Origin of the sequence: Aquimonas voraii, assembly GCF_900101825.1 — a bacterium.
GTDB lineage: Bacteria > Pseudomonadota > Gammaproteobacteria > Xanthomonadales > Xanthomonadaceae > Aquimonas > Aquimonas voraii.
The window spans coordinates 735,169-754,738 of the sequence record NZ_FNAG01000001.1 but is presented as its reverse complement, the minus strand read 5'-3'; the positions used below and the strand labels follow the sequence as shown (position 1 = coordinate 754,738).

The 19,570-nt window shown below is 67.9% G+C and carries 15 protein-coding genes; 3 read left to right on the top strand and 12 right to left on the bottom strand.

The window, feature by feature from the left end:
* Positions 1–49: 49 nt before the first annotated feature.
* The 6 genes from BLP83_RS03200 to BLP83_RS03175 form a co-directional block, all read right to left on the bottom strand.
* Complete coding sequence (locus tag BLP83_RS03200) at positions 50–1,735, bottom strand: phosphate ABC transporter substrate-binding/OmpA family protein (RefSeq protein WP_091238735.1); 1,686 nt, start codon at positions 1,733–1,735, stop codon at positions 50–52.
* Positions 1,736–1,788: 53 nt separating this feature from the next.
* Positions 1,789–2,664 (bottom strand): hypothetical protein, encoded by an 876-nt coding sequence (locus BLP83_RS03195; RefSeq protein ID WP_091238732.1) that lies wholly within the window; start codon positions 2,662–2,664, stop codon positions 1,789–1,791.
* Positions 2,661–4,310: an AAA family ATPase gene (locus BLP83_RS03190; protein WP_091238729.1), complete on the bottom strand. Its 1,650-nt coding sequence runs from the start codon at positions 4,308–4,310 to the stop codon at positions 2,661–2,663. The genes BLP83_RS03195 and BLP83_RS03190 overlap by 4 nt, the downstream gene beginning before the upstream one ends.
* Before the next feature lie 296 nt (positions 4,311–4,606).
* Entirely contained in the window at positions 4,607–5,362 is a 756-nt protein-coding gene (locus tag BLP83_RS03185) for a PspA/IM30 family protein (protein ID WP_091238726.1), read from the bottom strand.
* Between the two features lie 153 nt (positions 5,363–5,515).
* Positions 5,516–6,739, bottom strand: a complete 1,224-nt coding sequence (locus BLP83_RS03180; RefSeq protein WP_091238722.1) for a hypothetical protein — start codon at positions 6,737–6,739, stop codon at positions 5,516–5,518.
* Between the two features lie 112 nt (positions 6,740–6,851).
* Entirely contained in the window at positions 6,852–8,015 is a 1,164-nt protein-coding gene (locus tag BLP83_RS03175; RefSeq protein ID WP_091238719.1) for an acyl-CoA dehydrogenase family protein, read from the bottom strand.
* A 424-nt stretch (positions 8,016–8,439) separates the two neighbouring features.
* On the opposite strand from BLP83_RS03175, the gene BLP83_RS03170 reads away from it, so the two are divergent.
* The gene (locus BLP83_RS03170; RefSeq protein WP_091238716.1) at positions 8,440–9,753 is read left to right on the top strand and encodes a metal-dependent hydrolase family protein; all 1,314 of its coding nucleotides are present in this window, start codon (positions 8,440–8,442) and stop codon (positions 9,751–9,753) included.
* Positions 9,754–9,831: 78 nt separating this feature from the next.
* Here the strand turns inward: BLP83_RS03170 and BLP83_RS03165 are convergent, their stop codons facing one another.
* Both BLP83_RS03165 and BLP83_RS03160 read right to left on the bottom strand, forming a co-directional pair.
* Positions 9,832–10,125 (bottom strand): hypothetical protein, encoded by a 294-nt coding sequence (locus BLP83_RS03165; protein WP_091238713.1) that lies wholly within the window; start codon positions 10,123–10,125, stop codon positions 9,832–9,834.
* Between the two features lie 45 nt (positions 10,126–10,170).
* A complete protein-coding gene (locus BLP83_RS03160) occupies positions 10,171–10,563 on the bottom strand; it encodes an MAPEG family protein (RefSeq protein WP_091239442.1) in 393 nt (130 codons plus the stop codon).
* A 484-nt stretch (positions 10,564–11,047) separates the two neighbouring features.
* Between BLP83_RS03160 and BLP83_RS03155 the strand changes: the two genes are divergently transcribed.
* Both BLP83_RS03155 and BLP83_RS03150 read left to right on the top strand, forming a co-directional pair.
* Positions 11,048–12,451, top strand: a complete 1,404-nt coding sequence (locus BLP83_RS03155; protein WP_176763987.1) for a serine hydrolase domain-containing protein — start codon at positions 11,048–11,050, stop codon at positions 12,449–12,451.
* A gap of 143 nt (positions 12,452–12,594) precedes the next feature.
* Positions 12,595–14,406 carry a restriction endonuclease gene (locus BLP83_RS03150; RefSeq protein ID WP_091238708.1) on the top strand — a complete coding sequence of 604 codons (1,812 nt, stop codon included), beginning with the start codon at positions 12,595–12,597 and terminating at the stop codon, positions 14,404–14,406.
* 25 nt (positions 14,407–14,431) lie between these two features.
* On the opposite strand, the gene BLP83_RS03145 is transcribed toward BLP83_RS03150, so the two are convergent.
* The 4 genes from BLP83_RS03145 to BLP83_RS03130 all read right to left on the bottom strand — a co-directional run bounded on the left by BLP83_RS03145 (position 14,432) and on the right by BLP83_RS03130 (position 19,543).
* A complete protein-coding gene (locus BLP83_RS03145) occupies positions 14,432–16,564 on the bottom strand; it encodes a glycoside hydrolase family 97 protein (RefSeq protein ID WP_091238705.1) in 2,133 nt (710 codons plus the stop codon).
* A gap of 188 nt (positions 16,565–16,752) precedes the next feature.
* A complete protein-coding gene (locus BLP83_RS03140; protein ID WP_091238701.1) occupies positions 16,753–17,628 on the bottom strand; it encodes a bile acid:sodium symporter family protein in 876 nt (291 codons plus the stop codon).
* A gap of 315 nt (positions 17,629–17,943) precedes the next feature.
* Complete coding sequence (locus BLP83_RS03135) at positions 17,944–18,822, bottom strand: glycosyltransferase family protein (protein WP_143006529.1); 879 nt, start codon at positions 18,820–18,822, stop codon at positions 17,944–17,946.
* Positions 18,785–19,543, bottom strand: a complete 759-nt coding sequence (locus BLP83_RS03130) for an NAD kinase (protein WP_091238696.1) — start codon at positions 19,541–19,543, stop codon at positions 18,785–18,787. The genes BLP83_RS03135 and BLP83_RS03130 overlap by 38 nt, the downstream gene beginning before the upstream one ends.
* Positions 19,544–19,570 lie beyond the last annotated feature (27 nt).

The following is a 19,570-nucleotide window of genomic DNA, read 5'->3' as shown; positions in this document are numbered from 1 at the left end:
GATGCGTGCAGCATACGCGCCGAGGCCGGACCACGAGCCGCTTCCAGGATCACTCCAGCGTGAACCACTGCACCTCGACCCGTCGATTCAACTCGCTGTCCGGACCGGCGGGCTCTTCCCAGCCGCGGCCGACCAGCTCAAGCCGGCTCGAATCGATGGTCGGGTACTTCGCGATCAGGGCATCGCGCACCGATTCGGCGCGCTGGCGCGACAGCTCCATGGCCTTGAGCGCCATGCTGCGCACCAGCGCCTGGCCGCCCTGCTGCTCGAACTCACCGACGCGCGCATTGTCGACGTGGCCACGCAGCACCACGATCGAGCCGGGGCTGACCTGCAGGAAGCCGCGGATGATCTCCAGGTACTCCTGGTTCTCCTTCGAGTTGGCGTCGAGCTCGGCCGAGTTTGGCTGGTAGAAGAAGCGGATGTCGCGGCTCAGCAGCGCATCGCCTTCGAGGTTGACCGCGCCCTGGGTGCGGATCGGCGCGATCGCCACCGTCTGCGCGGCGAACTCGGGCTTCACCTGCAGCGCCTTCAGCGCGGCGAGATCGATGTAGCGCGCGGGGTCGGCCGGGTTGCGGATGATCCCGCCATAGGCCAGCAGCGCGCTCTGGAAGATGCCCTGGTAGCTGCCGGCCGCATCGATGGTGCCCTCGAAGAAGGCAAGGTTCTCCGGCAGGTTGGAGAAGTGCACCTTGGCCAGCTCGGCGCGGGTCTCTTCCACGCTCCAGCCAAAGGCGCGGCCAACCACACCGAGCTGGCCTTCGGGCGCGTCGCGAAGCTGGCGGTTGCCCTCCAGCAAGCCGTGCACCAGGGCCTGCACCTTGTCGGCGTTGGCGCGGGCGAATTCGCCGTTCACCAGCAGCAGGTCGGCGATCACCAGCAGGTTGCGGTTCGAGACCAGCATCTTGGCGCGACCGCTGCTGTTGGCGATGGTCTCGTCGGTGCTGGGCGACCAGCCGATGCAGCCGTTCAGGCGCGGTCGCGAAGCCTTGAGCTGCTCGGCATAGGCCTCACAGGCGACCGTGGCGTCGTCGTAGAACACCAGGTTGATGGCATCGGCGCGCGGCGCGGCATCCAGGTCGCGCAGCACGTTCACCGCCGCACCCGACTCCGAGGCCAGGTAGCGCAGGAAGAACTCGCTCTCGTTGAACTGCGTGCCGGCCAGCACCTTGCCGCGCAGCGCGTTGATGCCAGTGACGCCGCTGTCGACCACGATCATGTTGGCGCCGCGCGAGAACGCCATCTGCGCCGGCACCACGATGTCGAACTGGCGGCCGAGCACGGCCAGCACGTCGGCCGTGGTCACGCTGGCCGCGACCTTGCCGTTGTTGAGCTTCGACCAGCTCTCCTCCTCGCTGAGGGTGATGCGCAGCTGGAAGCCGTATTCGCGGGCGAAGAAGGAGTCCGGGTTCGGCTGCAAGCCGCCGTTGGCGACAATCAAGCCTGCATAGCCGGCGTACTCACTCAGGTCGACATCAAGGATGCCGTCCTTCATCTGGTAGGGCGCGGAACGGTCCAGCACCGGAGGCGCGGTCAGCGGTTCGATCGGATCGACGCTCGCAGCTTCGGCCGCCTCGGAACGCGCGCCGCTGTCGGCCGTCGTGACATCGCCAGGTGCGTCCTTGCGCATGTCCTGCATCACCAGCCAGCCGCCCAGCGCCAGCAGGCCGAGCACCAGCAGCACGGAGATGAACTTGCCGGCGGCATTGCCGGATTGCAGCTTCAGTCGGTTCATGCGGGCACTCCTTGAGCGCGGGTGGCGATTGAGTGGAGGTTGCTGGGCAAGCGTCACGACTGCCGCTCCGACGCGCGGCCGCGCTGCGGCACCGGCGGCGGGCCCTGCATGACGCGCTTGGGCAGGCGCACCGGCTCCGGGCCTTCGAGAATGCCGGCGAGATCGCGCTGGCGCTCCAGCCAGCGGTTGGCTTCGTCGAAGGAGCTGGCCAGCGCGTTCAGCGAGTGCACGACGCCGTCGGCATCGGTCGCGAGCAGGCTCTGCTCGCGGATCAGCGCCATCTGCTGGTCGATGCGCGCAAGCTCGGCGTCGACATGTTCGAGACGCTCGCCGGCGGCCGCGTGCGCGGCCTGGCGCTGGTCGATCACCGACACCTGCTGCTCCAGGCTGCGGCGCAGGTCGGCGCCGATGCTGCTGTCTTCAAGGCGCGCACGCAGCGCATCCTCCTGTTGCTGCAGGCGCGCATGCTCGGCCTGCGCGGTCTGCACCACGTGGCCGATCGCCATGCGCGCGGCGAGCAGACGCAGATGCAGCCAGACCAATTGCTCGACGCTGTCGGCGTGGGTCGCCATCAGGCTGGAGCTGCGCAGGCGGCCGACGATCTCTCTTGCGCGCGCCTCGATCTGCTGGTGCTGCGCGGCTTCGGCGGCGCCCAGCTGAGAGAGCAGCGCGCGATAGCGCGCGTCCTCGGCGGACTCCTCGATGCGCTCGCTGTGGCCGGGCTTGAACGCCGCCGAGTCGACCGTAGCGCGGAAGCGCTTGCTGCTGGAGGTCGCCCACAGGTAAGCGACTTCAAGGCCCGCGCCCAGCAGCCAGAAGCCCGGACTCAGAAAGGCCCCGAGCAGTCCGAAGGCGGCGAGACCGATCCAGTTCGGCGGGATCGGCATGCCCAGCGGACGGGCATTGAAGGCGCGCCAGACGTATTTCATGCCGGCGTGGCCCCGTAGGGCCGCAGACGCTCGGGCACGAACTGCATGTCAGTGGCCTCGCGGATGGCGATGCGCATCTGGAACTCCAGCACGTCCAGCGGCACCGGCGGCTGGTAGCCGACCAGGCAGGCGCGCACCGCATCGACGGTGGACTCCTCCAGCGTGCGCACGCGGCGATAGACCTTCACCGCCAGCGCTTCGGCGGCACCGGGGGTCAGCAGCAGCGGCAGGTCGAGCTTCGCCAGTTCTTCCACGCCCGGGCTGACATCGAGCCGCTTCAGCAGCGCATGCAGCAGGCCCGCGCTCTCGTGTTCGGTGCTGGTCGGCAGCAGCGGGATCTTGACGTCGATGCGGCCGGGGCGCTTGAGATCCACCTCGATGAGGTCGGGCCTGGAGCTCGCGAGAATCCACATCACCCGACCACGGTTCTTACCGTCGCTCATCTCTTGCGCGATCATCGAGTACAGCCGCCCCGACAGTCCGCTGTCGCCACTGCCGGAGTCGCGCTTGCCCAGCGTCTGGTCGGCTTCATCGACAAAGACGATGCAGCGGCCGAGCGCGCGGATCAGGCGGAAGATCTTCTCAAGGTTGCCCTCGCTGGAGCCGACCCAGCGGTCGCGGAAGTTCTTCAGCTTCACGACCGGCACGCTGGCCTCGCCGGCCAGGCATTCGACTAGATAGGTCTTGCCGGTGCCGACCGGGCCGCAAAAGATGTAGCCCATCGGCAAGGCGCGCAGGTCCGACTTGCGCCACAGCGCCATGTCCTGGCGCAGCCAGGCCTTGAGCGCCTCGGGCGAGTGGTAGTCATCCAGCGTGCGCTCGCTACGGATGAATTCGATGAGGCCGGCCGCATCGCCCTCGATCATCGCCTTGCGCACATTGATCCAATCGGCCTCGGCCAGCTGCTGGCCCTCGTGCGCGCGCCGGCGCACCAGCGACTGCAGCGCGCTCAGGGACACGCCGGCCAGCTGGTCGGCGATCTCGCCACCCTGCCCCGCATCGAAGGCGGTTGGGTGGTCGACGCGAAGCTGCGCGAGCGCCTGCTCGATCTCGGGCTTCTGCGGCAGCGGCAGCTGCACGCGCTCGACCCGCGGATTGTTGGCCACCAGCGGATGCAGGTCGTGCAGATTGTCGGCAATCAGCAGGCTGACGAAGGGCAGCTCGGTGAAGGGCGATTCGCTGGCCCAGTCGCGCACCAGGCTGGCCAGGCTGGCGGTTTCAAAGTCGCCCGCGCGGTTGGCCGGCAGGAACTGGTCAGCGCCCCGCACCAGCACCGCGACGGGCTCGGCTTCGCCACGCCCCAGCGCGCGCAGGTTGCCGCGGTAGCGCAGGTAGCGGCTGATCAACTCGACCGCGGCGCGCGGGTCGTGACCCACGCTGGACAGCTGTGCTGCACCCGGCCACGCCTGGAAGCCCTCGCTGCTGCGCAGGGCGGACAGCCCGTTGCCGGGATCGAAGACGAACACCAGCGGGAAGCCCTGCAGCAGGCGCACGTCGAGGTACTCGACCACGCCGACAAGGCGGCCATTCAGCACGAAGCGATCGGCGACATTGCCGTGCAGGATGAACTGGCCGTGGGCGCCGCTTTCGTAGGCCAGCTTGAGGGCCTGGGCCCAGGTCGGAAGGACGGTCGTGTGCGTGCTCAAGGTCGAGGTCTTCCGGTGCTTGCTGCGTGTGGGCGGAGCGTCGGCTGATGGCCGCGCCTGTCACCCCTCTCCCCACGGGAGAGGGGTCGGTAGAGGGGCTATGCGGAGCGACGCACTGCATCTGCACGCTTCCGGGGAGCGACCCAGGTCCAGGCAGGTCTGCCGATGACCGAGGCCAGGCTTCAGCTCCGGTGGGCCAGGGCCCACCCGATGAAGAGCGGGCGCTGGGCGAAGCGCATTCACCGCACCACGGCGACCGCACCCAATCCCCAATCCCGAATCCCCAATCCCCGCGCTTACTGCTGCTCCGCCTGTGGCGCGGCGGGTGTGCCCATGCTGCGCGTCGCCGGCTGCGCGGGCGCGGCCTGTCCGGGCAGGCTGATGCCCTCGGCCGCGGCGAAGTCGGCCAAAGCCTGCGACGCCAGCGCGTCCATTTCCGCCTGCTTGACGTTGACCTCGGTCATGTCCAGCGAATCCTTGGCGACACGCGCACGGCCGGCGGCGCGGTTGCGCTCCTCCTCGACCATCTCGTGCAGGCGGTTCAGGGTATCGCCCGAGCCGCCGATGCTGCCGATCATGCCGGCCGCCATTTCGTTCATTTCGGCCACCGCGGATTTCATGCGCATGTCGTTGATCGCGCCCTTCAGCGACTCGATCTTGGCGCGGGCCGCCTGCACGGCGACGTCGCGGGCCTTGACGAGGTTCTGGTAGGTCTCTTCCGCCGACGACATCTGGCTGCGGTTCTCGGCCAGCTCGCGGGTCACGGTCTGCAGGCGCAGGGCGTACTGGGCGGCCGCCTGCTGGTTGCCGGCGCGCAGGTGTGCGGTGGTGCTGGCGCGCAGCTCGGCCTCGTCACGCTCCAGCTTGCGCACCTGCGAGATCAAGCGCTCAACCAGGCCCGCATGCGCGGCCAGGCTCTGGTTGTAGTTGCCGATCTGCTTGCGCAGATTCTCCTGCTCCAGTTCGAGCAGGGCTTCGGGGTTGCGCTTTTCGATGCCCTTGACGAACAGGGAAAAGAAACCGCGCACGACATTCATCAGGCGACCGAACATGGCTGCTCCAGCTGCGGCCCGCGAGGGGCGTTGATCGGGCCGACGGTCCCCACGACCCCCGGCGGCACGGCCGCAGACGTACGCGCCTGCGACACTGTGACGCGACACGTTACCGCGTTGGACTGGCGCGAAAAAGGCTTGACGGCGAAAGGCTCAGAAGCCGAATCGCAGGGCCTGGTCGATCTCCACCGGGAAGCCCACGTTGACGTGGGTGGAACAGTCGAGCCGGTCGCGCGCCACCGGCCAATGCAACACGTACAGCGGGGCCGCCTGCTGCTCGCGCGCGGCGGCGGCGAGCCGGGCCATGCCCTCGCGGTCGTTGTAGAAGGACTCAGCAACGATCAGCGGCACATCGCCGAAGCCCAACCGTCGCAGCCGATCCACGATGCGCCCGTACAGCTCGCCTTCGTCGACGTCTGGCGTGCCATAGATCGAGAATGCAAAGGCACCGGGGTAGACGCGCTCACCGCCGGCGACGCTGTACACGTAGCCCAGATGCTCAAGGCGCGCCCGCAAGCGGTTGGGATCCGTGTCGCCGACCGAAGAGAAGCCCACGCTGCGCCCCGGATCGAAGCGGCTGACGTAGTTGCGCCAAAGTCGGTTGGCGTATCGGCTCCAGAGTTCGTTGTCGGGCAGGTCGGGGAAGAACAGCGCCTGCCCGAGCACGTTGACGAAACGCGCACGCGGCAGGCCCTCGGTCAGCAGGTCGACGCGGTAATCGAGCCCGGAGTCATCGAGGATCGGCATCAGGTTGACGATGAGGTTCCAGTTTTCCTGGAAAAGCTCCTCCTCGAAGCGCGTCCACTGGGTCACGGTATTGCCCCCCTGCGGGTGGTACCGGACGAGCAGCTGGCTGAAGCCCGCCGCACGGATGTCGGCGAGCAGATCGGCGAGGTTCTGGCGCATCCGCGGATGCAGGTCGCCGCCTGTCGAGTCGAGGATGGGCGTACCTGCCCAGACACCGTCCGCATCGGCAGGGCCGGGCGGGCGGAAGTGATAGATGCCGACCGCGATGGCCTCGCTGCCGCGGGCGCGCAACTCGACCAGGATGTCGGTGACGCGCTGGCGTACACCCGGCTTGTGCAGGTTGGCGAGCACGCCGAAGGGCTCGCGGTCGCAGTCCGGGCCGAGGTCGTAGAAGCCGAGGTTCAGGCCGGGCCGCGCCTCGCGGCTCAGGCGTTCGACGTCGCCCCGCTCCAGCCCGCCGGCCAGGCCCAGGCTGGGCCCGCGCGCGGCGCGCAGGGACGGCGCCATGCCGCGCCGGGCATCCGCCTCGGCCGGCTCGGCCGGGCCATCGAAGACCAGCACGCGCTCGGCCTCGGGCCACGGCACCGGGCGCAGCGTCTGCGCCTGGGCCTGCGCGCGCTGCGGGGGCACACACAGGCTCAGCCCGAGCGCCAGAGTGATCGTCAGCGCAACCCTACACGCAAGGCTCAAGTGCCCAGCCGCCGCGGCCGGCGCCGCAGGGCACCGACCGGCTGGCGCCGATTCAGAACGCATTGATTCCGGTCACCTCACGTCCCACCACCAGCTGGTGGACGGTTTCGGTGCCCTCGTAGGTGATGACCGACTCGAGGTTCAGGGCGTGGCGGATCGGGCAGTACTCGGTGGTAATACCCGAGCCGCCGAGGATGTCGCGGGCCTCACGCGCGATGTCCAGCGCGATGCGGCAGTTGTTCCACTTGGCCAGGCTGACCTGGGTCGGCTGCATCTGGCCGGCATCCTTCAGGCGGCCAAGCTGCAGCACCAGCAGCTGCGCCAGGGTGATGCGGCGGGCCATCTCGGCCAGCTTGATCTGCACCGCCTGCGTCGCCGCGATCGGGCGGTTGAACAGGATGCGCTCCTTGGCGTAGTTCGCGGCTTCGGTGTAACAGGCGATGGCTGCCCCGATCGGTCCCCAGGTGATGCCGTAGCGGGCCTGGGTCAGACAGCCCAGCGGCCCCTTCAAGCCCTTGACGTTGGGCAGGCGCTGGCGGTCGTTGACGCGGACGTTGTCGAAGAACAGGCCGCTGGTCACCGAGGCGCGCAGGCTCATCTTGCGGTGGATTTCCTGGGCGGCGAAGCCCTTGGTGTCGGTCGGCACGATGAAGCCCTGGATGCCTTCATCGGTCATCGCCCAGACGATGGCGATGTGGGCCAGGTTGCCGTTGGTGATCCACATCTTGGCGCCGTTGATGACCCAGTCGTCGCCGTCGCGCTTGGCATGGGTCTTCATGTTGGCCGGGTCGGAGCCGCCGTGCGGCTCGGTCAGGCCGAAGCAGCCGATGATCTCGCCGCGTGCCATGCCCGGCAAGTACTGGCGACGCTGCTCTTCGGAGCCGTAGGCGTAGATCGGATACATGCACAGCGAGCTCTGCACCGACACGAAGCTGCGCAGGCCGGAGTCGCCGCGCTCCAGCTCCTGGCAGATCAGGCCGTAGCTGACCGCGTTCAGGCCGGCGCAGCCGTATTCCTCGGGCAGCGACGAGCCCAGCAGGCCGAGGCCAGCGATCTCCGGAATCAGCTCCTTCGGGAAGCGCCCCTGATCGAAGCAGTCGCCGATGATCGGCAGCACGCGCTCGTCGGTGAAGCGGGCCACGGTGTCCTGCACGGCGCGCTCTTCGTCGGTGAGCATCGAGCGGACATCGAACAGGTCGGAGGCGTTCAGGGGCATGGGGGCGGTCGATCGGTGGTGGAAAGCCGCGGATTGTAGCCGGCCGCGACCTTCGCAGGCATCAACGTGCCGTTGAGCGGAACGGCTTGGAGCCGGGATTCGGGAATGGGGATTCGGGATTCGTGTACAGCCGGTGGGTTGGGGCGTGTCGCGCGCCCGTCCACGAATCAGCGATTCTCGTGGCCGGCGCGGCAGAAGCCGGGCAGCCCGGCGGGCTTGGCCGCGGCCTGCCACCCCGCCAGTGTGGGAGTCCGCCTGCAAACGAAGCCGGCGGTCACCGAGGGGATACCCCGCGATCGAAGGCGAGTGCACGCGGCACCCCCGACTTCCGACAGGCACGACCCGACCTGCCCTCGCCTACCATCGGCCATGGGGATGCGCGCCGGCCTGCGGCGCGCTCGCGTCATCACTCAAGGGGAACACCATGCACGCACGCCACCGCCGCGCCCAGATCGCGCTGCTCGCCCTCTCGCTGTCCACCGCATTCGCCGCCCAGGCCGCGCCGCAGGTGCTGCACTGCGGGCAGGTCTTCGATGCCAACACCGCGCGCCTGCTCGGTGAGCACAGTCTGGTCGTCAACGAAGGCCGCATCACGGAAGTGCGTGCCGGCAAGATCGAGGCATCGACGCTCGGTGCCGATGCCACCGCCATCGATCTCTCCGCCCACACCTGCCTGCCCGGCCTGATCGACATGCACGTGCACCTGGGCTCGCAGACCAGCCCGGCGGCCTACTCCGAAGGCTTCCGCCTGAACCCCGAGGACTACGCCCTGCGCTCGGTGGGCTATGCCGAAACCACGCTCAAGGCCGGTTTCACCACGGTGCGCGATCTCGGCGGCCTGCAGACGATCGGCCTTCGCAATGCCATCAACGAAGGCCGAATCCTCGGGCCGCGCATCTTCGCCGCCGGCAAGAGCATCGCCACCACCGGCGGCCACGCCGACCCGCGCAACGGCATCAATCGCGAGCTCTCCGAATCGCTGGGCTGGCCCGGCCCGGAGGAAGGCGTGGTCGCCGGCCCCTACGAGGCGCGCCGAGCGGTACGCCAGCGCTACAAGGAAGGCTCTGACGTGATCAAGCTCACCGCCACCGGCGGCGTGCTGAGCTTCGCCAAGAGCGCCGACAACCCGCAGTTCATGGAGGACGAGATCCGCGCCATCGTCGAGACCGCGCGGGACTACGGCTACCGCGTCGCCGCCCACGCCCACGGCAAGGAAGGCATGCGGCGCGCGGTGGCGGCAGGCGTCGACTCGATCGAGCACGGCACGTACATGGACCAGGACATCTTCAAGCTCATGCGCGAGAAGGGCACCTGGTACGTCCCGACGATTTCCGCAGGGGTGTTCGTCAGCGAAAAGGCCCGAGAGGTCGGCTACTACCCGGAGATCGTGCGACCCAAGGCCGAACGCATTGGCGCACTGATCCAGGGCACGGCCGGCCGTGCGCATGCGGCGGGCGTCAAGATCGCCTTCGGCACCGATGCCGGCGTGTTCCCGCACGGCGACAATGCCCGCGAATTCGAGCTGATGGTCGAGGCCGGCATGCCAGCGGCCTTCGCCCTGCAGAGCGCAACCCGGAACGCGGCCGAGCTGTTGGGCGAATGGGAAAGCCTGGGCAGCCTTGAGGCCGGCAAACATGCCGACGTCGTCGCCGTCGCGGGCAACCCGCTCGAGAACATCGGCCTGATGCGTGATGTGCGCTTCGTGATGAAGGCCGGCGCCGTGGTCAAGGCGCCCTGAGCCCACCGACCCGACGCGGGTTGTTTTTCGGAAACGGGGCGCGCAGGCGCCCCGTTTTCTTGGCGCAGGACGACAGCCTCAGTCCTCGACAGGTGCGGGCTCACCCGCATCGAGGTCGCACTCGAAGCAGAAATCGCAGACAGCGTGGAAGCAGGCGACCTCGTGCGCAAGCTCGTTGATCTCGCCCTCCGCCTGAATCACCGCCTCGCAGCCCTCGCACCAGATCGCCGGCGTCGGCTCATGCGTCGCATGCGCGGGCTCGAAGTAGATCAGGCGCTGCGGGCACGCCGCGCGCAGCTTGCGGAACAGGTGATCGCAGACGAAGCGCGCCTCGCGCTCGCCGTGGGTGCCGCACTGCAGGATGTTCGCCATCGGGGTTCCGCCGGGCGGCGCTGATGCCGCGTCAGGTGGGCGCACTCAGCGCAGGGCCGCTGCCACCAGCAGCGCCCACAGGCCCAACACTGCCAGGAAGTTCAGCATGAACACCAGCCCGCGCAGGCGCACGTTGACGGTGAACACCTGCACCGCGGTGTGGAGCACGCGACCCGCGACAAAGGCCCAGGCCAACACCAGCGCGAGGTCTGAAGGGCTGGGCAGCAGCAGACAGGCCACATGGAAGAACAGCGGCCACTCGAACTGGTTTGACAGGTTGGCGCTCAGGCGCGGCTCGATCGCGGCAAACGGATTCGAGCCATCCGCGCGACGACCGATGCCCCAGACCTTGGGCGCACGTGCGAGGGTCAGCGCGGCGTACAGCAGGGCGGCGAGCGCGACGTGCGCGGCCATGGGCAGCAGGAAGGGATGGCTCATCGCAAAAAGACTCGCGCCTGCAGAGAGACAAGGAAGGGCTGCCGCAATCGCGACATGCGCGAGGATGGTAAGCCATCCGAACGGAGGACCACGAGCGACCGCATCGAAAGCTGCGGACGCAAGCATCGAAGCCTGCGGACCACCCTGGCCTGTACTCACTCGCGAACCCCGCACACGCCGCCAGAGCCGCAGAGTCTGGACTCAGAGGCTGCTTGTCAGCATTGATGCAGCCACCTGCAACCGCGGGCACACAAGCCGTATCCATCGAGGGACCAAACGCCGACGCGGTTCGGCCACGACCCGTCACTCACCAAGGATGGCGACGATGCCGATCTCACGCAGACACCCTGCCCCTGCTGCGCTCTGCGCGCTCCTCCTCCGAGTACTCGCGCACGCCGCGCCCGCGATACACGCTGAGCCGAATAGCCCCCAGAGCGAAGGCATCGCCGCCGCTGCCGCAGCCATCGGCGATGCAGCCCGCGAAGTGCATCGCCTGCCCGGCGCCTTTCCCGCCGTATCAGTCGTCGTAGTGCACGGCGAGGCCACGCCCCTGCTGCTCGCGCAGGGTGCGCTGCGTGCAGGCCACGACACCATCGCCGATGCCAATTCACGCTTCTACATCGCCTCGCAAACCAAGTCCTTCGTCGGCCTGCTGGCGGCGGAGCTGGATGCGCACGGCGCGCTGCCGCTGTCGACCACGCTGGCCGAGGTCTGGCCCGAGCTGCGCCTGCCCTCGCCCGCCGAACCCGAACGCATCACGCTGGCCGATCTGCTCACGCACCAGGCGCCGCTGCGCACCGACACGCTGAACCTGTTGACCGCCTACGTTCGGCACGTTCCGTCCGTCGACTACCCCGCCCTGCTGGCCGAGCACACGCAGCCGCGCGAGCCCGGCTTCGCCTACGCCAACCTCGGCTACCTGATCTACGGCGCGGCGCTGGAGGCGCGCACCGGCAGGCCCTGGCAGAACAAGTTGCAGCAGCGCGTGCTGCAGCCGCTGCAGCTGCGCTACGTGCACCCGCGCAGCTCCGAGGTCGCGCAGGAGGCGCTGGCCTGGAACCACCAGTGGGACGGCCAGCGCTGGCTGGCGACGCCGCCCAAGCCTGACGCGCTGATGCACGCCGCGGGCGGGCTGTATGCCTCCTCGGCGGACATGGCGCGCTGGCTGCGCGCGAACCTGCGCCTGCGCTCGCCCAGCGGCCGGCCCTCGCGCGCGAGCTTCGAGCGCGCGCAGCGGCCAGTGGTGAAGGCGAACCTCTCCGACCGCGAATTCATCTGCGACGGCTACAGCCTGGGCTGGTACGCCTGCGCTTACCGCGGCCACCGCGTGCGGATGCACCCCGGCAGCTACCGCGGCGCGGTCAGCGTGAGCCTGCTGCTGCCCGACCTTGACACTGGGCTGTCCTTCGCCGTCAACAGCGACAGCGCCATCGAAGGCTTCGCGCTGGAGCTAGTGAAGGCCTTCATCGGCCTGGCCCATGGCGACGCTTCGGAACACGCCCGACTGCGGCTGGCGGTCGATGCCTATCCCGAACGCCTGGCTCGCCGAGTCGAATCGCAACGCGAGGCCGTGGCGAACGCCCGCGCCGACCCGAGCTGGGGCGGCTGGGCGTGGACACCGACGCGCGAGGACCTGCAGGCCTACGTCGGCGAGTTCGAGAGCGAGCGGCTAGGGCGGATGCGCGTGCAGCTGGGGCCGGACGGGCTGGAGGCTAGGCTGGGGGCGATGCGCATGCAGCTGACGCCGGCGCGGGAGGGGCTGTTTGGAGCGAGCGAGTCGGAGATCGAGGTGCTGGAGGCGTTCCACTACTCCGAGGATCGCGCTCGACTTAGTTGGAAGGGTGCGAGCTTTCAAGCACCAACGCTGAAAGCTTCGCCAGTGCGCTAGTGGGCCAGACTTGATCTCTGCAGATTCAGCCCGAAGCTCAGTTGAGGCTCGTAGTCAGAGGTCGCAAGCACAGCGTCACTCAGCCCCGCGAACCGGATTCAGTTCCATTACCATCGGCCCCCTGATCCTTGGGGGGAAGGAAGATGGCACGCAAGATCAACATAGTTGGCGCGCTTGTTCGAGCGCATGCGCAGTCGGTTCGACAGGCCAATGCAAGACAGCGCGCGGAACTGGCAGCCATTCGACGCTTGGAGCAAGGCCGCGCAGCCGCCGCGCGGGCAGAAGCGGCCGAGATGCGAGCAGTTGAAGCGTCAATCAGGGCGGCGGCGGCCCAGGAGGCGCGCGACGCAAAATCGAAGGAGCGCGCGATCAAGGAGGCCGAACGAGATCGCCAGCGCCAGCAGCGCGAGGCGGAGCAGGCAGCGCACCTAGACGCTGCCGCACATGCGGAAGCTATGACTCTGGAAGCAGCAGAGACAGTGGAAGCATTGCAGGGGCTGATTGCGGCGACACTGAAGGTGGACGACCGCATCGACTTCGAAGCACTCCGTGTGCGTGAGGCAGCGCCCAAGCTGACGTTGCCCCAACTGGTTCTTCCTGAACTTCGAGACGACGCATCGATCAAGCTGCCCTCCCCACCGGGGCCGATCGAGTACCAGCTTGAGAGGGTGCAGAAGCCAGGATTCTTCGAAAGGCTCTTTGGTGGCAACTCGCGCTACGAGAAGGAACTCGCGAAGATTCGCGCCGCCCACGCGCTCGCGGTTCGTGTCCATCTAGAGGAATCGGAAAAGGCGAAGGCGGCGATTGAAAAACGTCGCAGGCAGCATGAAGCTGAAGTCGAGCAGCTCAAGGCGAATCACTCAGCGGCCGTAGACCTTGCGAAGCGACAGCATGCAGAAGCCCTGGCTGGCTTCGAGGAAAAGCGCGCTCAACGCGATGCAGAAGTCGACGAGCTTCAGCGATCCTACGCAGCCGGAGAACCGGAGGCTGTCGTCCTCTACAACGAGATGGTGCTCAGCAACTCCGACTATCCCGCGGGATTTCCGGGCCAGTTCCGGCTGGCGTACCTACCGGAGAGTCGGCAATTGGTGATCGACTTCGAGTTACCCACACCCGAGATCGTGCCGCCCGTTGCCGAGTATCGGTATATCAAGACGAGGCGGACTGTTGAGGAAAAGCCGCGAAAGCCCGCGGAGATCAAGGCGATCTACCGGGAGGTTGTGGCCCAGACCGCCCTTCGAACCCTGCATGAGGTCTTCGAGGCAGATCAGGGCAACCACATCGACGTCGCGGTCTTCAGTGGGTACGTCAACAAGATCGACGAAACCACCGGAAACGACATACGCCCCTATCTGGTCTCAGTGCGCGTGAGCAAGGAGGCATTTCTTGCCATCAACCTCGCGCGCGTCGATCCGCAGGCCTGCCTCAAGAACCTTGGCGCGCAGGTTTCCGCACAACCGGATGAAGCGCGCGCCGTACGGCCTGTCGTTGAATTCGACATGGTCGATCCGCGCTTCATTCCCGAGGCGGACGTTCTGAGCACTCTCGATGCTCGGCCTAATCTTATGGATCTCAGCCCCGCCGAGTTCGAGGCACTTGTCAGCAACCTCTTCACTCAGATGGGTCTGGAAAGCAGGTTAACGCGATCAAGCCGAGACGGTGGGGTTGATGCGGTCGCGTTTGACACTCGCCCCATCTTGGGCGGCAAGGTGGTGATTCAGGCGAAGCGCTACCGCCACACCGTCGGCGTGTCCGCTGTCCGTGATCTCTACGGGACGCTGCTCAACGAGGGCGCGAAGAAAGGCATTCTGGTCACGACCAGCAGCTACGGCTCGGACGCATACAAGTTCGCGGACGACAAGCCGCTGGAGCTGATCGATGGAGGCGGCCTGCTCTACCTGTTGGAGAACATCGGGCGTCCAGCCCGAATCATCATGCCGGTAGAACCAAGTTGAGGAGCAATGAGGCCGAGCAGCCAACTCACTCGCCACAGTCGCGGCTCCCCGCCTCAAACCGCACCGCCGCCCCACCGCTCGCGCCCATCACGATCTCCAGGCTCTCTTCCGCCCGCACCCAGCGCTTCTCGATCCGCATCGCATAGGGATTGCTGCGCCATTCCGCACCCTCGCCATCGAGATACAGATGCGCGCAGTAGCGTTCGTCCGCCTCCAGGAAATCGAGCGGCAAGGTCAGCGTGCGTGGCTGTTCATCGGTCAAGGCGCCCAGGTACCAGTCGCGGCCGCCGCGCTGCTGGCGGGCGATGGCGATGTAGTCGCCGACCTCACCAGCCAGTGCGCGGCTGTCTTCCCAGTCGGTGGGCACGTCGCGGATGAACTGGAAGGCCTGCGGGTGGGCGGCGTAGTGCTCGGGCAGGTCGGCCACCATCTGGATGGGGCTGTACAGCACCACGTAGAGGCTCAGCTCCTTGGCCAGGGTGTGCTGCACGCGGTTCACTGCATCGAGGCCTTCGTAGGCCAGATTGAAGATGCCGGGCGTGTAGTCCATGGGGCCGGACAGCATGCGAGTGAAGGGCAGCAGGGCGACATGCTCGGGCGGGTTCGGCGGGTTGCCCCAGGCGTTGTACTCCTGCCCGCGCGCGCCTTCGCGGCTGATCCAGTTCGGGTAGGTGCGGCGCAGGCCGGTGTCCTTGATCGGCTCGTGGGTGTTGATGCTGATGCGTCGCTTGCTGGCCTCGATCGTGGTGCGCAGGTACTCGTTGACCATGAACTGGCCGTCGTGCCATTCGCGTCGCAGCACGCCGTTCTCGTCGATGCGCTTGATGCCGCCGCCGTCGGCGACGTAGCCGGTCTTGACCTGGCGCACGCCGAGCCGCTCGTACAGATCGAAGGCGGCGTCCATCTGCCGTGCGTAGTTGCTGACGTGGCCCGAAGTCTCGTGGTGGCCGACCAGCCGCACGCCGCGTTCGCGCGCATGGGCGGATACCGCTTCGATGTCGAAATCCGGGTAGGCGGTGGTGAAGTCGAAGACTTCGCCATTGTGGAACCAGTCGCCATCCCAGCCGAGGTTCCAGCCCTCCACCAGCACGCCGCTGAAGCCGTTGTCGGCGGCGAAGTCGATGTAGCGCTTGGCATTGGCCGTGGTTGCCCCGTGTTTGGGCCCACTGCCCCAGGTTTCCACGCCCAGATGCATGCCCCACCAGATGCCGACGTATTTGCCGGGCTCGACCCAGCTCACGTCGCCCAGCGCATTCGGCGCGTTCAAGTTGAGGATCAGATCCGAATCGAGCAGGCCGGTCGCGCTGTCGGCGATGTGCAGGCTGCGCCAGGGCGTGACGAAGCCGGCGCGGGTGCGCACGCGCACGCCGTCGTGCCAGGGCGTGAGGTCGGCCTTCAGCACGCCGTCGCGCTGCTGGTCGAGCACCATCGCGGCGTAGTCGACCAGCGCGGCCTCGTGGATGGCGATATGGATGCCGCTGGCCGTACGCAAAGTCATCGGCGTATGCGCGCGGTCGATCACCGGCAGCTTGGTGCTGCGGTAGAGATACTCGTAGCGGTTCCAGCCGCGGCCGGGGATCCACCAGGCGTCGATCGTCTCCGGCTTGGGCAGGCGGAATTCGGTGAGCTCATCCAGCACGTTCAGCTCGGCCAGCCCCTCCTGCTCGGGCACGCGGTAGCGGAAGCCCAGGCCGTCGTTGAAGACCCGCACTTCGATGTCGAGTCGGTGGTGGGGAGGGGCGATGCGCTCCAACTCCACGCGCAGGGCGCGGTGGTGGTCGCGCACGAAGCGGCGCTCGCCCCAGGGCTGCTCCCAGCGGCTGTCGTGCTCGCTGTGCTCGCTACGCAGGATACGGAAGCCAGCGCCGAAGTCGGCGGTCTCGCGGAACACGAAGCCCAGCGCGGAAGGCTCGATCACCGGCATCGCACCGCGCTGCACGCTGTAGCGCAGCTTGCCCTCGCCTGTGCTCAGCCTGAAGCGGGTGCGCGTGTCGGGCGAGCGCACTTCGACGGCTTCGCCTGACTCGATCGCAGCATCTCTGGCCTCGGCTTCGGACGTGGAGGTCGCGAGCGCCGCCGAGGCGCTCACGGCAAGCGCGGCGAGCGCGCCGATCAGCAGCGTGGGCAGGCAGTGCAACGAATGGAGGAGCGCGCGCATGGGCCGATTCCGGGCAGCGGGGGTGGCTGCGAAGCTATGCGCAAACGCGGGCTTTCGGGGCGCCCTACATACGTATTCAGGCCTCGGCCGACGGGACGCGAAGCGTCACGCGGCTCGCGCGATGGCGCACGCATCCGATGTCGCACTGCCCAACCCGTCAATCGCGCTGCGTCAGGCGCGGCGCCCGTCTACGTCAGCGCACCCGCCTGTCGCTGCTGACGCAGGATCCACCACGCGAAGGCAGCACCGGTGAGGTACATGGCCAGCGAGTAGAGCGCCGGTGCGACCGAGGCTGCGGGCATCTGCAGCACGCTCAGGGCGACGAAAATCGCCAGGGTGCCGTTGTGGATGCCGATCTCGAAGGCGATCGCCGTGGCCTGCGGCACGCCGAGGCGCGCGAGGCGACCGGCCCAGTAGCCCGACAGCAGGCTGGCCAGATTGAACAGCAGGACCACGCCGCCGAGCGCCAGCGCGTGGGTGGCGAGCGTCTTGCGCTCGATCACCACGGCGGCGGCGATCAGCAGCACCAGGATCAGGGTCGAAAGGATGCGCACGGGCTTGTCGAGACGCTCCGCCAGCACGGGCTTCCAGGCGCGCAGGCCCATGCCGATCAGCACCGGCAGCAGCACCAGCAGGCCGACCTCGATGATCTTCTGGGTCGGCGGCGGCACCGCCTGCTCGCTGCCGATCAGCCAAGCCAGGCCCAGCGCGGTCCACAGCGGCAGGGTGATCAGGCAGAGCGCGCTGTTGATGGCGGTGAGCGTGATGTTCAGCGCCACATCGCCGCGCGCCAGATGCGAAAACAGGTTGGCGGTGACGCCGCCGGGCGAAGCAGCCAGCAGGACGAGACCCATGCCCAGCTCGGGCGGCAGCGCGAAGGCGAACACCAGGCCAAAAGCCACCGCCGGCAGCACGCCGGTCTGCACCGCCAGCGCCACCACCACCGCGCGCGGGGCCGTGGCCACGCGCTTGAAGTCGGCGACGCCGAGATGCAGGCCGAGGCCGATCATCACGATCGCGAGCGCGATCGGCAGGCCGGCGCTGAAGATCAGGTTGTTGCCCATGGCGTCCGCCCCCTGCGGAAATCGTCACCGCAGGCTGCGGCGAAAGGCGAGGTTGACCGATCAGCAGGCATCGCGCATCGCGCGCCGCATCATCGCCTGCCTGCGTGTCGATCTGCCTTGGACGCGCGTGAAAGCGCCATGAAGCCAGACGCCGTCGGGCCAGCAGCTTGTTGAAGAACGCCCTTCCGGGGAGTGTTTCAAGTCGACGGTCCGGCGCAGGTCCGTATCGCCTCAGGACACATCAATCGCTGTCGGCCTTGCTGCGTTGTCCCGGCCATCCCTGGCCGGCCTGGCGAGCTGTCTTTCAACAGCCTGCTAGGCCAGATCCTGCAGGCAACGCTGCAGCGTCGGCCGCAAGTCGAGGCGCTGCATCAGGCGCGGGCCGGCCTCGCGCAGCTGCTGCTGGCGCGCAGCATCCGCCAGCAGGTCGACACAGGCATCGACCAGCCGCGCGTGCTCGACGAACTCGACGGCCTCGCGGTAGTCGGCCTCCAGCGCCGGATCGCTGCCGCGCTCGGACAGCACGCAGGCGCCGTTGCCCAGCAGCCAGGACACGCGCACGGCCTCGAACAGGCAGGCCTCGTAGCCGTGGAAGTTGAGCACGATGCGACTGCGCGCGATCCACGCATCACGCTCGGCGCCATAGACGTTGAACAGCATCCGCAGACGCACACCGCGCGCCTGCAGGGCCCTCAGCACCGGCTCGCGACGCTCGTAGACGCTGCCGTAGAACAGCACGTCGACATCTCGCAGCGGCGCCTCCGGGATGCGCCGCATCTGCGGCATCCAGCCGATCGGCAGGTGCCGGGCGAGGATGCCATCGCGCGCCAGCACCGCGATGTTCGAGGGCGCGTAGTCCCAGACCGTGTGCGCGCGCAGCAGGGCGCGATAGGCCGGGGTGTCCCAGGGCCCGCCGGCGCCAAGCTGCTCCAGGTTGTAGAGGATGCTGTCGGGCGGCAGGTCCTGCGGCGCGCGCATCAGCAGGTGCGGGCCGAACACGATGTGGCGGCGACGTCGGTTGTCCAGCCGGGTCGACAGCACGGAGTCGTGGCCCAGGGCCAGCAGGGCGAGGTGGACGCTCTCGGCGACTTCGGCGAAGGCGCGCTGGTGCGCATAGCCCGGCGGGCTGATGATACTGACCGCAAACCGCACGGGCTCAGGCTTCGAACTGCTCGGCGAGGATACGCTCTTCAAGGTTGTGCTCGGGGTCGAACAGCAGGCGCACGGTGCGCTCGGGGCTCTGCCGCACGCGCACCTCGACCACATCGCGGATCTCGGTGGAATCGGCGGTGGCGCTCACCGGCCGCTTGTAGTGGTCAAGGATCTCGAAGCTCACTTCCGCATCGGAGCGCAGGATGGCGCCGCGCCAACGCCGCGGGCGGAAAGGGCTGATCGGGGTCAACGCCAGCACCGAGCTGTCAAGCGGCAGGATCGGCCCGTGCGCGGAGAGGTTGTAGGCGGTGGAGCCGGCGGGCGTCGCCACCATGATGCCGTCGCACACCAGCTCATCGAGACGCACGGCGTTGTTCAGGCGGATGCGGATCTTGGCCGCCTGCTTGGTCTGGCGCAGCAGCGAGACCTCGTTGAAGGCGAGCGCGCCCGTGCTGCTGCCGGATTCGGAGATCGCCAGCATCTCCAGTGGGCGCAGCACCGCGGCCTGGGCAGCGAGGATGCGCTCGACCAGGCCCTCCGCCCGCCAGGCGTTCATCAGAAACCCCACGCTGCCGGTCTTCATGCCGAACACCGGCACGCCCAGCGACTGCGTGCGGTGCAGGGTCTGCAACATGAAGCCGTCGCCGCCGATAGCCACCACAGCTTCGCAGTCATCCAGCTCGACGGGCGGATGCACGGCCTCCAGTTCGGCGCGTGCGGCCTGGGCCTCTGGCGTACGACTGGCGAGCACGGCGATGCGCATGGGAGGTGGCTGTCCTTCAGGAGTGCG

Coding starts and splice junctions, on each gene's coding strand:
- BLP83_RS03200 (WP_091238735.1), bottom strand. CDS start 1,735: ATGAACCGACTGAAGCTGCAATCCGGCAATGCCGCCGGCAAGTTCATC.
- BLP83_RS03140 (WP_091238701.1), bottom strand. CDS start 17,628: ATGGGCAACAACCTGATCTTCAGCGCCGGCCTGCCGATCGCGCTCGCG.
- BLP83_RS03165 (WP_091238713.1), bottom strand. CDS start 10,125: ATGGCGAACATCCTGCAGTGCGGCACCCACGGCGAGCGCGAGGCGCGC.
- BLP83_RS03170 (WP_091238716.1), top strand. CDS start 8,440: ATGCACGCACGCCACCGCCGCGCCCAGATCGCGCTGCTCGCCCTCTCG.
- BLP83_RS03150 (WP_091238708.1), top strand. CDS start 12,595: ATGGCACGCAAGATCAACATAGTTGGCGCGCTTGTTCGAGCGCATGCG.
- BLP83_RS03185 (WP_091238726.1), bottom strand. CDS start 5,362: ATGTTCGGTCGCCTGATGAATGTCGTGCGCGGTTTCTTTTCCCTGTTC.
- BLP83_RS03145 (WP_091238705.1), bottom strand. CDS start 16,564: ATGCGCGCGCTCCTCCATTCGTTGCACTGCCTGCCCACGCTGCTGATC.
- BLP83_RS03195 (WP_091238732.1), bottom strand. CDS start 2,664: ATGAAATACGTCTGGCGCGCCTTCAATGCCCGTCCGCTGGGCATGCCG.
- BLP83_RS03130 (WP_091238696.1), bottom strand. CDS start 19,543: ATGCGCATCGCCGTGCTCGCCAGTCGTACGCCAGAGGCCCAGGCCGCA.
- BLP83_RS03175 (WP_091238719.1), bottom strand. CDS start 8,015: ATGCCCCTGAACGCCTCCGACCTGTTCGATGTCCGCTCGATGCTCACC.
- BLP83_RS03160 (WP_091239442.1), bottom strand. CDS start 10,563: ATGAGCCATCCCTTCCTGCTGCCCATGGCCGCGCACGTCGCGCTCGCC.